Origin of the sequence: Thermocrispum agreste DSM 44070, from assembly GCF_000427905.1 — a bacterium.
Classification (GTDB): Bacteria; Actinomycetota; Actinomycetes; order Mycobacteriales; family Pseudonocardiaceae; genus Thermocrispum; species Thermocrispum agreste.
Map to the genome: position 1 here is coordinate 219101 of NZ_ATYX01000009.1, position 13551 is coordinate 232651.

Annotated in this window: 17 protein-coding genes and 1 tRNA gene; 5 read left to right on the top strand and 13 right to left on the bottom strand. The window is 69.7% G+C overall.

What is annotated here, in order from left to right:
- The first annotated feature begins 88 nt into the window (after positions 1-88).
- A complete protein-coding gene (locus tag YWY_RS0108425) occupies positions 89-670 on the top strand; it encodes a TetR/AcrR family transcriptional regulator (protein ID WP_028847254.1) in 582 nt (193 codons plus the stop codon).
- Between the two features lie 79 nt (positions 671-749).
- On the opposite strand, the gene YWY_RS0108430 is transcribed toward YWY_RS0108425, so the two are convergent.
- From YWY_RS0108430 to YWY_RS0108450, 5 genes are all read right to left on the bottom strand, one after another.
- A complete protein-coding gene (locus tag YWY_RS0108430; protein ID WP_028847255.1) occupies positions 750-1166 on the bottom strand; it encodes an archease in 417 nt (138 codons plus the stop codon).
- Entirely contained in the window at positions 1163-2584 is a 1422-nt protein-coding gene (locus tag YWY_RS0108435; protein ID WP_028847256.1) for an RtcB family protein, read from the bottom strand. Before YWY_RS0108435 ends, YWY_RS0108430 begins: the two co-directional genes overlap by 4 nt.
- Positions 2585-2730: 146 nt before the next feature.
- Positions 2731-2991, bottom strand: coding sequence for a histidinol dehydrogenase (locus YWY_RS0108440; RefSeq protein WP_245566602.1), 261 nt, complete (start codon positions 2989-2991; stop codon positions 2731-2733).
- Positions 2988-3344: a LacI family DNA-binding transcriptional regulator gene (locus tag YWY_RS0108445; RefSeq protein ID WP_211227503.1), complete on the bottom strand. Its 357-nt coding sequence runs from the start codon at positions 3342-3344 to the stop codon at positions 2988-2990. Before YWY_RS0108445 ends, YWY_RS0108440 begins: the two co-directional genes overlap by 4 nt.
- Positions 3345-3886: 542 nt before the next feature.
- Positions 3887-3961, bottom strand: a tRNA-Pro gene (locus YWY_RS0108450).
- A gap of 246 nt (positions 3962-4207) precedes the next feature.
- On the opposite strand from YWY_RS0108450, the gene YWY_RS0108455 reads away from it, so the two are divergent.
- Together YWY_RS0108455 and YWY_RS0108460 are read left to right on the top strand one after the other, a co-directional pair.
- The gene (locus YWY_RS0108455) at positions 4208-4492 is read left to right on the top strand and encodes a hypothetical protein (protein ID WP_028847259.1); all 285 of its coding nucleotides are present in this window, start codon (positions 4208-4210) and stop codon (positions 4490-4492) included.
- 108 nt (positions 4493-4600) lie between these two features.
- Positions 4601-4861: a hypothetical protein gene (locus YWY_RS0108460; RefSeq protein WP_028847260.1), complete on the top strand. Its 261-nt coding sequence runs from the start codon at positions 4601-4603 to the stop codon at positions 4859-4861.
- Positions 4862-4940: 79 nt separating this feature from the next.
- Here the strand turns inward: YWY_RS0108460 and der are convergent, their stop codons facing one another.
- The 3 genes from der to cmk are packed head-to-tail and all read right to left on the bottom strand — an operon-like array spanning position 4941 to position 7791.
- Complete coding sequence (gene der, locus YWY_RS0108465) at positions 4941-6416, bottom strand: ribosome biogenesis GTPase Der (RefSeq protein ID WP_051310064.1); 1476 nt, start codon at positions 6414-6416, stop codon at positions 4941-4943.
- Positions 6413-7099, bottom strand: coding sequence for a lysophospholipid acyltransferase family protein (locus YWY_RS0108470; RefSeq protein WP_028847262.1), 687 nt, complete (start codon positions 7097-7099; stop codon positions 6413-6415). The genes der and YWY_RS0108470 overlap by 4 nt, the downstream gene beginning before the upstream one ends.
- Positions 7096-7791, bottom strand: coding sequence for a (d)CMP kinase (gene cmk / locus YWY_RS0108475; RefSeq protein WP_028847263.1), 696 nt, complete (start codon positions 7789-7791; stop codon positions 7096-7098). The genes YWY_RS0108470 and cmk overlap by 4 nt, the downstream gene beginning before the upstream one ends.
- A gap of 108 nt (positions 7792-7899) precedes the next feature.
- On the opposite strand from cmk, the gene YWY_RS0108480 reads away from it, so the two are divergent.
- Together YWY_RS0108480 and YWY_RS0108485 are read left to right on the top strand one after the other, a co-directional pair.
- Positions 7900-8382 (top strand): cation:proton antiporter regulatory subunit, encoded by a 483-nt coding sequence (locus YWY_RS0108480; protein WP_028847264.1) that lies wholly within the window; start codon positions 7900-7902, stop codon positions 8380-8382.
- Positions 8383-8385: 3 nt separating this feature from the next.
- Positions 8386-9564, top strand: a complete 1179-nt coding sequence (locus tag YWY_RS0108485; protein ID WP_028847265.1) for a cation:proton antiporter — start codon at positions 8386-8388, stop codon at positions 9562-9564.
- A gap of 84 nt (positions 9565-9648) precedes the next feature.
- Here YWY_RS0108485 and YWY_RS0108490 read toward each other — a convergent pair whose 3' ends face one another.
- The 5 genes from YWY_RS0108490 to YWY_RS0108510 all read right to left on the bottom strand — a co-directional run bounded on the left by YWY_RS0108490 (position 9649) and on the right by YWY_RS0108510 (position 13537).
- Positions 9649-10392: a pseudouridine synthase gene (locus tag YWY_RS0108490; protein ID WP_028847266.1), complete on the bottom strand. Its 744-nt coding sequence runs from the start codon at positions 10390-10392 to the stop codon at positions 9649-9651.
- A gap of 106 nt (positions 10393-10498) precedes the next feature.
- Complete coding sequence (gene scpB, locus YWY_RS20975; protein WP_084609125.1) at positions 10499-11284, bottom strand: SMC-Scp complex subunit ScpB; 786 nt, start codon at positions 11282-11284, stop codon at positions 10499-10501.
- 71 nt (positions 11285-11355) lie between these two features.
- A complete protein-coding gene (locus YWY_RS0108500) occupies positions 11356-12141 on the bottom strand; it encodes a segregation and condensation protein A (protein ID WP_245566609.1) in 786 nt (261 codons plus the stop codon).
- Positions 12142-12227: 86 nt separating this feature from the next.
- Positions 12228-12617, bottom strand: a complete 390-nt coding sequence (locus tag YWY_RS0108505) for a hypothetical protein (RefSeq protein ID WP_028847268.1) — start codon at positions 12615-12617, stop codon at positions 12228-12230.
- A complete protein-coding gene (locus tag YWY_RS0108510; protein ID WP_028847269.1) occupies positions 12614-13537 on the bottom strand; it encodes a ParA family protein in 924 nt (307 codons plus the stop codon). The genes YWY_RS0108505 and YWY_RS0108510 overlap by 4 nt, the downstream gene beginning before the upstream one ends.
- Positions 13538-13551 lie beyond the last annotated feature (14 nt).

A 13551-nucleotide genomic window follows, 5' to 3' on the forward strand; every position in this document is an offset into this window, starting at 1 on the left:
TGATGCACAACGCCGCCGGGCGGGCGAACGTTTCCCACTGAGCAAACTTTCGCAGAGTGAAATAAGCCATATCGAATAAGGTGCTCTCATGGCGACCGCAGAGTCCCTCCGCGATCGGAAGAAGGCGGCGACCCGGCAGGCGTTGCACGAGGTCGCATTGCAGCTCGCGCTTCGCGAGGGGCTGGACAACGTCACCGTGGAGCAGATCGCCGACGAGGTCGGTGTCTCCCGGCGCACGTTCTCCAACTACTTCGCCAACAAGGAAGAGGCCATCCTGCACGCGGAGCGGGAACGCACCAGGAAACTGCTCGACCTACTGCGCGGCCGGCCTCCGGGGGAGAAGGCGTGGCTCGCCCTTCGGCGCAGCGCGCTCCAGCTCTACGGTGAGAAGAGCACACCCGATCTTGCCCGCATCGAGCAGTTCCGGCTGCTCATGCGGCATCCGTCCCTGATGGCCAGGCAGGCAGCCGACCACTTCGCACTCGCCCGGGAGATCGCCGCCGTCCTCCAGGAGCGCGAGCCCGGCATGACCCACGAAGTCGCCAGGCTCACCGCCACGACGTTCATGACGGTGCTGCGCACCGCCGGGACGCTGTGGTTCGAGCAGGGCGGCAAGGAACCCCTGGTCGACGTGATCAATCGGGCACTTGATCGCGTGCACATCGCTTGAGCATTCGTTGCACCCGGTACTGCCGACATCACACGGAACGGCTCTCCTGCGGGAGCCGCGCGCGACCCGGGCAGAGCGGCTATACGTCGATGATGGCCGCCGCGCACCACCGACCGTCGCGATGGTCCATGCTCAGCCCGGACAGTGCCACGGCCTTGGGCACCGCGCCGATGATCTCCACGCCCTCCAGATCCGCGACCGGCATGACCACTCGCAGCATCCGTGACCCGATGTCCACCGTCAGGCCGGCCGCGACGGCGTTCTCCGTGTCCAGCACGTAGATCACCTGGTCGAGCACAGCGACCAGGCGGTCGTCGTCGGTGTCCGCGGCAAGCTCTGCGGACACCGATCGTTCCGGCTGCGCGCGGATGTCGGCGAAGCTGCCGACCATCGCGGCCACCGCCTCGGCGAGGCACGCCTCACGCGTCGGCGCCCACGCTTCGATCCGGATGTCCGCGGTGTGCGGCACGATGCGGTGTCCGCGCTCGCTCGTCATCCCTTGACCACACCCAGCGGGACCAGCTTCGCGACGATCCGGCACAGGCCGGCTCGTTCGGCGACCGACACCACCTCGGACACGTCCTTGTACGCTTCCGGCGCCTCCTCCGCCAGACCACGGCGAGAGGCACCACGCACCGCGATCCCGTGCCGCCGCTCGAGCTGATCGAGCATCTTCGTGACGTCGACCGACTTCACCGCCTGGGTGCGGCTGAGCACCCTCCCAGCGCCGTGACACGTCGAATGGAACGCCCCGCCGTCGGGCACACCGGCCAGCACGTACGAGCCGGTGCCCATCGAGCCCGGGATCAGCACCGGCTGGCCCACTTCGCTCAGATCCGGCGGCAAGTCCGGATGCCGCGGCGGCAATGCGCGGGTGGCACCTTTGCGGTGCACGCACAGCTCCCGCCGCTCGCCGCCGACCTGGTGCCATTCCAGCTTGGCCAGGTTGTGCGAGATGTCGTAGATCAACGCCAGGCCGCGTCCGGTGATGGTGCGGAACACCTCGGCCGCGGCCAGCCCCAGCAGGTGCCGGTTCGCCCTGGCGTAGTTCGCCGCGGCCGCCATCGCCCCGAGGTAGGCACGGCCTTCCGCGGACTCGACCGGCACGCAGGCCAGCTGCCGATCCGGCACCCGGATGCCGTGCTTGGGCATCGCCCGTTCCATGCCACGCACGTGGTCGGTGCAGACCTGGTGGCCGAGTCCGCGCGAGCCGCAGTGGATCATCACGCACACCTGGCCCTCGCGCAGCCCGAAAGCGGCCGCGATCTTCTCGTCGTGGACCTGCTCGACCGCCTGCACCTCGAGGAAGTGATTCCCCGAGCCGAGGCTGCCCAGCTGGGCCAGCCCACGCTCGACCGCGCGGTCGCTGACCTGGCCCGGATCGGCGTCGGAGACCGCCCCGAACTCCTCGCATCGATCCAGATCCCGCTGACTGCCCTTGCCCTGCTCCACCACGTACCGCGCGCCGCCGGTGAGCACCCGCTCCAGTTCGCGACGGCTCTTCATGGGCCAGATCGCGCCTTTGCCGGCCCCGCGCGGCGTCTTCCTGGCCAGTGCGTCCATCAGCTTGTCGCGGACCTCCGCGAACTCCGCACGGCTGAGGTCTGCACCGAGCAGTCGGACACCGCACGAGATGTCGAAGCCGACACCGCCGGGCGAGACCACTCCCCCGGCACGGACGTCCGTAGCCGCCACACCACCGATCGGGAAGCCATATCCCCAATGGATGTCCGGCATGGCATAGGAGGCGCCGACGATCCCCGGCAGCGTCGCGACGTTGGCCACCTGCTGCAGCGACTGATCCCCGGCAGCCTCGGGCAGCAGCCGCTTCGACGCGAAGACCACGCCCGGCACGCGCATGTCGCCGGACGGGTCGATCCGGAACCGGTAAGGCGTCTCCTCGATCAGCTTCATCCTGGACACTCCGTCGTGACGCAAACCCCGAGAACCGAGCGCTCGACGAGTCCACTCATCCGTTGCGGACGGTTCAGCCTCACGGTAACCGCTGTGCTCGCACACGCCCGCCAGGTGCTGGCAAGCGAACCGAAGGTCGTTGTCACTCACCGTTTCGTCAGCTCGTCCAGGCGGGCCCAGTCGATCTGGCCGCCACCGAATCTGGCGGCGCGCAAGTCACCGGAGCGGGCATGCCCTTCGAACCGCTCCACCCTGGACAGCCGACCGCAGATCTCGCCAAGCTGGGCCGAACTCATCTTGTCCCGCACTTCTTGATACGTCACAGTCTTCAGGAACTTCCCCACCCACAGGCCGCCGGTGTAGCGGGCAGCGCCCCGGGTCGGCAGGACGTGGTTGGTGCCGATCACCTTGTCGCCGTACGGCACACAGGTGCGGTCACCGAGAAAGAGGGCCCCGTAGTCGCGCATCGCAACGTCAACGCGACTTCCGCCAGCTCCCCCACTTCGGAGATACCTTTGAGCAGCTCGGTCGTCGCCGGATCGTCGAACGCGTACGGCAGCGAATCGGTGATCATCAGGCCGAGCGCGCCGACCTGCCCGGTACGCAAACTCCGTCCCGCCGGGTTCGGCCCCGCGTAGCCGAGCTTCTCGGCCACTGCGAGGATGTGCGCGCGTCGGGCCTCCGAGAGTTTGTGCGGCCGGTTGTACGCGTACGACACCGCGGCCTGCGACACCCCCGCCGCTTTCGCGACGTCATGCATCGTGGGCATCGTCGCGGCGATCCTTTCGGCTCATCGACATGCCTGCGCGGTGTCCGGCTGGCCTCCGCCTGGACGATTTCGGTGCACGCGTGGTCGTGCGCTGCAGCCAGAAATCCGTCACAGCGCCATACTACCGGCGTCATTCCAGCCCCTGCTGGGCAGTTTCGAATGCCCGACCTCAGGTCGCGGACAACCATTGCGAAATCCCGCGAGCAGAATTGTCGCGATGCGCTCGAACTTCCTGGCAGCACTCGACCGTTGGACCCGAGTGCCCTACTTGACCTGCGCAGACAGCATGCTGACGGAAAGCAAGTGACATACTGAGATGAACGCACCCTGGCTGGCCGAAGCCGCACCGGCGCAACGAAACCGCCGGACGTCGATGAACCATTTGACGGACATGAACCGATGGTTCGCCGTCGCAGGCATTACCGCACCGGAGACCTAGCCACCGCCGAACCCGGTTGCGGCCGAACAGGAACGCAAAAACCCCGAACCTACGGCGGTAGGTTCGGGGCCTGATGCCTCGGGCATCTCCGCGGTCGGGCTGACAGGATTTGAACCTGCGACCCCTTGACCCCCAGTCAAGTGCGCTAACCAAGCTGCGCCACAGCCCGTCCACTGCACAGCCTAGCGCGGACCCACAACGGCCGGAGTGGCGGCCCCGGCATCGTGCGGCGAGCGCCGGACAGCGCGGCACGTTGCGCGACGATCACCGGCACGTCTCGGCTCGCCTTCGAAACCCGCCACGGTCACCCACTCGGCTAACGACGGAACTGTGCCGAGCGACACAACGTCACACAGGCAAGTCACACAGGCAAGTCACGCGGGCGCTGACCAATGGGGATCGTGGAGGTGCGGCGATGACCGGGGGCGGTGCGGAACCGGGCGAACAACTGAATCACCGGGAACGGGCGACACTGCGGGCGGTGGCCCGTGGCGGTGCCGAGATCACCCTGAGCGCGGAGCCGGACCTGTTCATCGACGGGCTCGCCTGCTGCGACCAGATCACCGTGCGCCGGCTGGCCCACCGCGGGCTGATCGCCCCGGGCAGGCCGGGCGCCGCGGGCGAACGCGTCCCCGCCGAGATCACCCCCGCGGGCCGGGCGGCGCTCGGCCCTATACCGCATTCGGGCCGCGCGGCGTGACCTCTTTGTGTCGTCGGCCACATTGCGCCAGTGTGATTTAGCTATCACGAGGTTTAATAGTGACCAACGTCCCGGCGACAGGCCGGGAAGCAGGAAGGGAGCGCGACCGTGTCTGGGCCGGTCGTCGAGTTGAACCATCGAGAGCGGGCCACCCTGCGCGCGGTGGCCCAAAACACGGCCGAACTCACCTGCAGCCGCGTACCGGACCTCTTCATCGACGGCCTGGCGTTCTGCGACCAGGCCACCGCCCGTGAACTGGTCCGTCGCGGCTTGATCGCCGCGGTGCGGAAGGGACGCGCCGGCGAGCGCGTACCCGCCGTACTGACCGAAGCGGGCAAGGCAGCGCTCAACCTCGAGTCCGTCGCCTGACTTACCCCGCTCGGCGAGACGTGCCGCTTCGTCGGGGCGTCTGGCCAGCCGGCGATGCCCCGACGAAGCCGGCAAGTTCTCACCGCCGCTTGGCTGACTTGCGCGCCTTCTTCTCACGCACCCGGATGTTGAAGCGGATCGGGCTGCCGGTGAACCCGAACTGCTCACGCAGCTTCCGTTCCAGGAAACGCCGGTAGCCCGCTTCCAGAAACCCGGTGGTGAACAGCACGACCGTGGGCGGGCGCGTGGCCGCCTGAGTGGCGAAGAGGATCTTGGTCTGTTTGCCGCCCCGGACCGGTGGCGGCGTGGCGGCGACGATGTCGGACAGCCACGCGTTCAGCTGCCCGGTCGGTATCCGCTGATCCCACGACGCCAGCGCCCTGCGCATGGCCGGGGCGAGCTTGTGCACCGCGCGCCCGGTCAACGCCGAGATGTTCACCCGCTCCGCCCACGGGATCCGGACCAGGCCACGATCCAGCTCCTTCTCCAGCTGGTACCGCCGTTCCTCGTCGACCAGGTCCCACTTGTTCAGCGCCAGCACGCAGGCACGCCCTGATTCGACCACCATGGTGAGCACCCGCAGGTCCTGCTCGGCGATCGGCTCGCTCGCGTCCAGCAGCACCACGGCCACTTCCGCCGCGTCGATCGCGGCCTTGGTGCGCAGCGACGCGTAGTACTCGGTCCCCCGGGCCGTCTTCACCCGCTTGCGCAGGCCCGCGGTGTCCACGAACCGCCACTTCTCGCCGTCCAGTTCGACGAGCGAATCCACCGGGTCGACCGTGGTACCCGCGACCTCGTGCACCACGCTGCGGTCTTCCCCGGTCAGCTTGTTGAGCAGGCTCGACTTCCCCACGTTCGGTTTGCCGACCAGAGCGACCCGGCGCGGACCGCCGGTGATCACACGCTCGGGCGGCGCATCGGGCAGTGCCGCCACCACCGCGTCCAGCAGATCACCGGAGTTGCGGCCGTGCAGCGCGCTGACCGGATACGGCTCGCCCAGCCCCAGATTCCACAGCGCCGCCACCTCCGGCAGCAGGCGCTCGTCGTCCACCTTGTTCGCCGCCAGCACCACCGGACGTTTCGACCGTCGCAGCGTCTTCGCCACCGCTTCGTCGGTCGCCGTGGCCCCCACCGTGGCGTCGACCACCAGCACGACCACGTCGGCCGTCGTCATCGCCAGCTCGGCCTGCGCGGTCACCGCCGCTTGCAGCCCCTTGGCCTTCGGCTCCCAGCCACCGGTGTCCACCAGGGTGAACCGGCGTCCCGCCCACGACGCGTCGTAGGCGACCCTGTCCCTGGTGACCCCCGGGGTGTCCTGCACGACCGCTTCCCGCCTGCCGAGGATGCGATTCACCAGCGTCGACTTGCCCACGTTCGGCCTGCCCACCACGGCGACCACCGGCTGGGCCTGCACGACCTGCTGGTCTGCCCCGTCCGAGGCCTCGCCCGCGGCGTCGGCCTCGGCGAAGTCCGATTCCGACTCCCAGGTACCGCCGTCGTCACCGAGCACGTCCGGCAGCTCGCCGACGGCGTAGGTCTCGGTCTCCTCGCTCATCGCGCCTCACTCCTGCCCGGGGCGGCACCGCCTGCCCCGGCACGCCATTCGTCCAGCTCGGCCACGGTCGCCGCGAGCCGGGTTCGCACGGTCTCGGTTCCGCTCCGCAATCCGTCCCGCCCGCGCGGGACGTCGAGCGTGAACGGTTCACCGAACAGCAGGTCCACGGTCGGCCGGAAGCGTCGCCGCCCTCCCGGCGGCCGCGCCGTCCCGCGGGCGGCCACCGGCACCACGCGTGCCCCCGAGGCGCGCACCAGCCAGGCCGCACCGTGTTCAGCCTTCTCGACATTACCGGAACCGCGCGTACCCTCGGGAAACACCGCGACCAAGCCGCCGGAGCGGAGCAGCCGGACGGCGTCCAGCAGCGGCGTGCGATCCGGCTCGCCCCGGCGCACCGGAAGCTGGCCGAGCTTGCGCAGCAGCACGCCGGTGACCCCGCCCAGGGTGTCGAACAGTTCCTGCTTGACCAGGAACACCGGGCGCCGCGGCACGAACCCGAAAATGAGCTGCGGCTCGATCAGCGACATGTGGTTGGCCACCAGCAGCACCGGCCCGCTCGGCGGCACCCGGTCCGCGTGGTGCACCCGGATGCGATACGCCGGACGGTACAGATGCCGGGCGATCACCCTGGCCACGTCGTGCAGCAGCGGGCTGGCCCCGGCCGGTAATCCGGTGTCGCTCACCGTGGCGCCCCGGTGTGCAGCAGGTCGCGCTGCGCCACCAGTTCCAGCAGCGCGGTGACCACTTGCTCGATGTCGAGCTCGCTGGTGTCCAGGTGCACCGCATCGTCGGCCGGGCGCATCGGGTTGGTCGCCCGGGTGGCGTCCAGCCGGTCTCGGCGTTCGACCGCGGCCAGCACGGACTCCTGCTCCACCCGGCGGCCCGCGGCGCTGTCCTGGGCGGCCCGCCGCGCGGCACGCACCTGCGGGTCAGCCGTCAGGAACACCTTCAGCCCGGCGTCCGGCGCCACGACGGTGCCGATGTCCCGGCCTTCCACCACCATGCCGCCCGCCGCCTTCAGCCCCTCGGCGACCAGCGCACGCTGCATGGCGACCAAGTGCTCCCGCACGGCCGGCACCGCGGCGACCGCGGACACCGCGGACGTGACCTGCTCGCCACGGATCTCCGCGCTGACGTCCTCCTCCCCCAGCTTGACGAACGGCGCGCCCGGATCGGTGCCGACGACGACCTCGGCCTGCTCGGCCACCTTGGCCACCGCATCCGCGTCGCCCACGTCCGTCCCGGAGCGCAGCACGGCGAGCGTGACGGCCCGGTACATCGCACCGGTGTCCAGGTATCCGGCGCCGAGTCGCTGCGCCAGCCGCCTGGCCACCGTGGTCTTCCCGGTGCCGGACGGGCCGTCCAACGCGACCACGCCGCGCAGCACTGCAGTCACGGCCACTCCCTCACTCCTCGGCTGAACACCCGGTCGCTCATTCTGCCTGCTGCTGAGCTTGTCACGCGGCTGGGATACGTTAGGCGCGTGAACGTAGAAGTAACCCCGCTTCCCGGCATCGGTGTGCGCAAGGACTTCGCGATCCGGGCAGGCAAACGCATCGGCGTGATCAACCATCGGGACGGCGACGTCGAGTTGATCGTGTCCCGCACCGACGACCCGGATGCGTGCATCGCCTCGGTGCCGCTGACCACCGACGAGGCGGCGACGCTCGGCAACCTGCTCGGCGCCCCGCAGCTGGTGGCACAGCTCACCGAGGAGCATCGCGACGTTCCCGGCATCATGACCAAGCAGCTGCCGATTCCGGAGGGTTCACCCTTCGACGGACGCACACTGGGGGACACCGAAATGCGAACGCGAACCAAAGTGTCGATCGTCGCCGTCATGCGCGCCGGGCAGGTCCTGCCGTCACCCGGTCCCGAGCTCACCTTCACCGCAGGTGACCTGCTGGTCTGCGTGGGCACCGCCGAGGGCCTGGCCGCCGCTGCGAAGCTGTTGCAGAAGGGCTGATCCGTGGCGAGCACCGCACTTGAGTTGATCCAGCTCGGTGCCGTCTTCTTCGGATTGGGATTGCTGGGGAGGCTGGCGCAGCGCATCGGGATGTCGCCCATCCCGCTCTACCTGGTCGGTGGCCTGTTCTTCGGGCACGGCGGCGTCGTCGAACTGCACATCGATTCGTTCGCCGAACTCGCGGCGGAGATCGGCGTCGTCCTGCTGCTGCTCATGCTCGGCCTGGAGTACACCGCGGCCGAACTGGTCACCGGCCTGAAGCGGTCGTGGGTGGCAGGCTCGATCGATCTGGTGCTCAACGCATTGCCCGGCGCCCTGGTCGCGCTCATGCTGGGCTGGGGCCCGGTCGGCGCGCTGGTCATGGCGGGCGTCACCTACATCTCCTCGTCGGGCATCATCGCCAAGATCCTCAGCGACCTGGGCCGCATGGGTAACCGGGAAACACCGGTGGTGCTGGCCATCCTGGTGCTCGAGGACCTGGTCATGGCCCTGTACCTGCCGATCCTCACCGCCGTGCTCGGCGGCGTCAGCCTGATCGCCGGGCTGACCACCGTCGGCATTTCGCTGCTGGTGGTCTCCGCGGTGCTGCTGGTGGCGGTGAAGTTCGGCCGCGTCGTCTCGGCCGTGCTCTACTCCGAGGACCGCGAGATCTTCCTGCTCAAGCTGCTGGGGTCGGCGCTGCTGGTCGCCGGTATCGCGGCCGCGCTGCAGGTGTCCGCCGCGGTCGGCGCCTTCCTGTTGGGCATCGCGGTCGCAGGCCCGGCCGCGCACAGCGCCACGCGCATCCTCGAGCCGCTGCGCGACCTGTTCGCGGCGCTCTTCTTCGTCGCGTTCGGGCTGAACACCGACCCGGCCGACATCCCGCCGGTGCTGGTCTACGGGCTCATCCTGGCGGTGGTGACCACGGGCACCAAGGTGGCGACCGGGTGGTTCGCCGGCGCCAGGAGCGGCATCGGACGCAAAGGCCGGATCCGTGCCGGGGCCGCACTCGTCGCTCGTGGTGAGTTCTCCATCGTCATCGGGGGCCTGGCGGTCTCCTCCGGCGCGGCGCCTCCGCAGCTGGCCGCGCTGGCCACGACCTACGTGCTGTTGATGGCGATCCTGGGACCGATCATGGCGCGGGTCGCCGAGCCGGTGGCGGACCGGGTAACGCGGGTGAAGACCGCCCCGTCGGCGGCATAGCGCACCGCCTGCCGCACCGCCCGGTTCCGGACGCAGTCGCCCGGTTACGCACGCAGTCCGACGCGCCGTTCGGCGGGCGGGCCGTCACTGCTCCAGCACGGTGTGCAGGGAGGAGATCTCCTGCGGAGTCAGCTCGCGCATCGTGCCCGGCTTGAGGTCACCGAGCCGGATGTCGGCGATGGCGGTGCGCACCAGCCTGCGCACCGGGTGCCCGACCGCGGCGAACATCCGGCGGACGATCCGGTTGCGGCCCTCGTGCAGCACGACCTCCACGAGGGTCCGCCCGGGCAGCTTCTGGATCTCCTTGTAGCCGTCGACGGCGACCGGGCCGTCGTCCAGCTCGATCCCGGCGCGCAACCTCTTGCCGAGGCTGCGCGGCACCGCGCCGTCGACCTCCGCCAGGTAGGTCTTGAGCACGTGGAACGACGGGTGCATCAGCCGGTGCGCCAGCTCGCCGTCGTTGGTCAGCAGCAGCAGGCCCTCGGTGTCGGCGTCCAGCCTGCCGACATGGAACAGCCGCTCGGGCCGGTCCCGCACGAAGTCACCGACGCACTTCCTGCCGCGCTGGTCCCGCATGGTGGTGTGCACGCCCACCGGCTTGTTCAACGCCAGGTAGACCATGCCCGAGCGCACTTCGATGCGCCGCCCGTCGACCTTGATCACCGCCCGTTCCGGATCTACACGGCGGCCTTGCTCGCGCACGACCTCGCCGTCCACGCTGACCCGGCCCTGCGCGATGAGTTCCTCGGCTCCCCGGCGGGAAGCGACTCCGGCGCGTGCGAGCACCTTCTGCAAGCGGACACCCTCGACGTTCTGCTTGTCGGACATGCTCGCTCTCAGTGACCTCTGCGCTTCGGTGACTCGACGTCCCCGGCTCGGCACCCCCGCGCGCGGCGACGGCTCGAGCCAGGACTTGCTGGGACCGTCTCCGACGTTACAGCCGGTCCAGATCGTCGATGGAATCGACCTCGGGCAGCAGTGGCGCGATCGGCGGCAGGTCGTCGAGCGAACTCAACCCGAGGCGTTCCAGGAACAGCTCCGTGGTCTCGTACAGCGTCCCACCGGTCTCCGGGTCGGTACCTGCTTCCGCGATCAGGCCGCGGGCGAGCAGCGTCCGGATCACCCCGTCGACGTTCACGCCGCGCACCGCAGCGACCCGTGCCCTGGTCACCGGCTGCCGGTAGGCGATGACGGCCAGCGTCTCCAAAGCCGCCCGGGTGAGTTTCGACCGCTGCCCGTCCAGCAGCAGCTTCTCCACGTACGGCGCGTAGATGTCCCGGGTGTACATGCGCCAGCCCTCGCCGACCCGGCGGAGATCGATGCCGCTGCGGCGGTCCTGCAGGTCGTTGGCCATGGTGCGCAGCGCTTCGGTCACCCGGTCCACCGGCTGCTCCACCGCGGCCGCGAGCGTCTGCTCGCTGACCGGTGCGTCCACCACCAGCAGCAGGGCCTCCAGGGCGGCCATCAACGCCTCGTCGGAACTCAGGTCCGGCAGCGCGTCCTTGTTCGCCATCGCCACCGGATCGGGCTGTTCGCCGCCGGTACCTGCGGACTCGGAATCCGTCTCGGCCTGCTCACCCCGGGGGTCGTGCGCTGCCGCAACTTCGGCCTGGCCGTCGGCCGCCTCCGGCGTGCTCCCCGCCCGCGGCTCCGTGCCCGCAGCGCTCGCGACAGGCTCCGCCTGCTGCGTGGAGTGCTCCCGAGCCTCCTGGCCGGCCACCGCCGCCGGCCCGGACCTTCCCAGCCGGAAGTCCGCGCCGGACTCGTACGGCCCGCCGGCCGCGGTCCCGCTCACCCGTAGTCCTCCTCTTCGGTACTGGCCAGATCCGCTTCGGACGCCGCCTTGGCCTCGTCCACCGTGCCGCCGGTCCACCGCACCCGCAACTCACCGAGCGGCTCGGGCTGGTCGAACTTCACCACCGTCTCCCGGTACAGCTCCAGCAGGGCCAGAAACCGCCCGACCACCAGCATGGTGTTCTCGCAGTCGGCGACCAGTTCGGCGAACGTGGCTTCCTTCCGCTCGGCCAGCCGCACCCGCAGCACCGCCGCCTGCTCCCGCACCGACACCCTCGTGGTGTGCAGGTGGTCCAGCGACACCGTGGGCGGCGGCTTCGGCCGGAAGACCGCGGCGGCGATCTCCGCGAACGCCTTGGCGTCCACCCCGAGCATCACCTCGGGCAGCAGGTCGTTGTACCGCTCCTCCAGCGACACCGACCGCGGATAGCGCCGCAACGCCCCCGCCTCCAGCTCGGCGAAGAGTGCGGCGACCTGCTTGTACGCCCGATACTGCAGTACCCGGGCGAACAACAGGTCACGGGCCTCCAGCAGGGCCAGGTCCTCCTCGTCCTCCACCTCGCCGGACGGCAGCAGGCGGGCGGCTTTGAGGTCCAGCAGCGTCGCGGCGACGACCAGGAACTGGGTGGTCTCGTCCAGGTCCCAGGCCGGCCCGAGCTGGCGGATGTGCGCGATGAAGTCGTCGGTCACCTGGCTCAGCGCGACCTCGGTGACGTCCAGTTCGTGCTGCGAGATCAGCTGCAGCAGCAGGTCGAACGGCCCCTCGAAGTTGTCGAGGCGCACCCGGAACCTCGGCCGCCCCTCCGGCTGGTCGCCGGGCCGGTCCGCGGTGTCCGACGCCGGGCCGGAGGTGTCGTCGGCGGCCACGATCACGCCACCGTCTCCTTGGTGCCGCCTTCCTCGGCCCGGCGGGCCGCCTCGGCCTCCTCCTCGCCGTCACTGCGCAGCCTGCGCACCAGCACCGAGTCGCGCCCGGCCACCTCGAGGTCGGCCAGCATCACCGCGACCGCCTCGCGCACCAGACGTCCGCGGTCGACCCGCAGGTCGTGCTCGGCACGCAAGGTCAGCCGGGCCTGCTCGAGCGCGAGCAGTTCCTGCTGCGACAGGTACACCGTGATCTTGGTGTCGTGCTTGACCCGGGGTGACCCTCGCCGCGGCACACGTGGCTTGGACCCGCTGCTGCCGTCGGTGCCGGCGATGTCGGTCGTTTTGCGGAAGAAGAGCTCGGACGCTCCGGGCAGCCGTGCCCGACGACTCACCGCGCGATCACCTCGCGAGCCAGCTGCCGGTACGCCTCCGCCCCCGCGGACTTCGGCGCCCAGCTGGTGATCGGTTCGCCTGCCACGGTCGTCTCCGGGAAGCGGACGGTGCGGTTGATCACCGTGTCGAAGACCTTGTCGCCGAACGCCTCGACCACGCGCGCCATCACTTCCTTGGAGTGCAGCGTGCGCGGGTCGAACATGGTGGCCAGAATCCCGGTGATCTCCAGCTGCGGGTTCAGCCGCTCACGCACCTTCTCGATGGTGTCCATCAGCAGCGCGACCCCGCGCAGGCTGAAGAACTCGCACTCCAGCGGGATGATGATGCCGTGCGCCGCGGTCAGCGCGTTCACCGTCAGCAACCCCAGCGACGGCTGGCAGTCGATGAGGATGTAGTCGTAGTCGGCGAGCACCGGCTTGAGCACCCGCAGCAGGCTGTGCTCCCTGCCCACCTCGGCGACCAGCTGCACCTCGGCCGCCGACAGGTCGATGTTGCTGGGCAGCAGGTCGCAGTTCTCCACGCCGGTCGGCCGCAGCACGTCGCGAACGTCGCAGGAGTCCTCCATGATCGCGTTGTAGATGGTCCGCTCGAGCTCGTGCGGCTGCACACCCAAGCCGACCGACAGTGCACCCTGCGGGTCGAAGTCGACCAGCAGCACCTTGCGCCCGTACTCGGCCAGTGATGCGCCGAGGTTGATCGTCGAGGTCGTCTTGCCGACGCCGCCCTTCTGGTTGCACATCGCCAGCACGCGTGCCGGCCCGTGTTCCTTCACCGGTGGCGGGACCGGGATCTCCCGCACCGGACGCCCGGTTGGGCCCACGCGTGACTCCGTTCCGTTCGTGTTCGTGTCGACGTCGTCGATCTCGTCGGCGCCTGGACTCTTGGTCGCCGGAATCGTCAGTGGCTCGAATGTCGACATAGCGAGAAGACTCC

Coding starts and splice junctions, on each gene's coding strand:
- YWY_RS0108425 (WP_028847254.1), top strand. CDS start 89: ATGGCGACCGCAGAGTCCCTCCGCGATCGGAAGAAGGCGGCGACCCGG.
- YWY_RS0108430 (WP_028847255.1), bottom strand. CDS start 1,166: ATGACGAGCGAGCGCGGACACCGCATCGTGCCGCACACCGCGGACATC.
- YWY_RS0108435 (WP_028847256.1), bottom strand. CDS start 2,584: ATGAAGCTGATCGAGGAGACGCCTTACCGGTTCCGGATCGACCCGTCC.
- YWY_RS0108445 (WP_211227503.1), bottom strand. CDS start 3,344: ATGCATGACGTCGCGAAAGCGGCGGGGGTGTCGCAGGCCGCGGTGTCG.
- YWY_RS0108455 (WP_028847259.1), top strand. CDS start 4,208: ATGACCGGGGGCGGTGCGGAACCGGGCGAACAACTGAATCACCGGGAA.
- der (WP_051310064.1), bottom strand. CDS start 6,416: ATGAGCGAGGAGACCGAGACCTACGCCGTCGGCGAGCTGCCGGACGTG.
- YWY_RS0108490 (WP_028847266.1), bottom strand. CDS start 10,392: ATGTCCGACAAGCAGAACGTCGAGGGTGTCCGCTTGCAGAAGGTGCTC.
- YWY_RS0108510 (WP_028847269.1), bottom strand. CDS start 13,537: ATGTCGACATTCGAGCCACTGACGATTCCGGCGACCAAGAGTCCAGGC.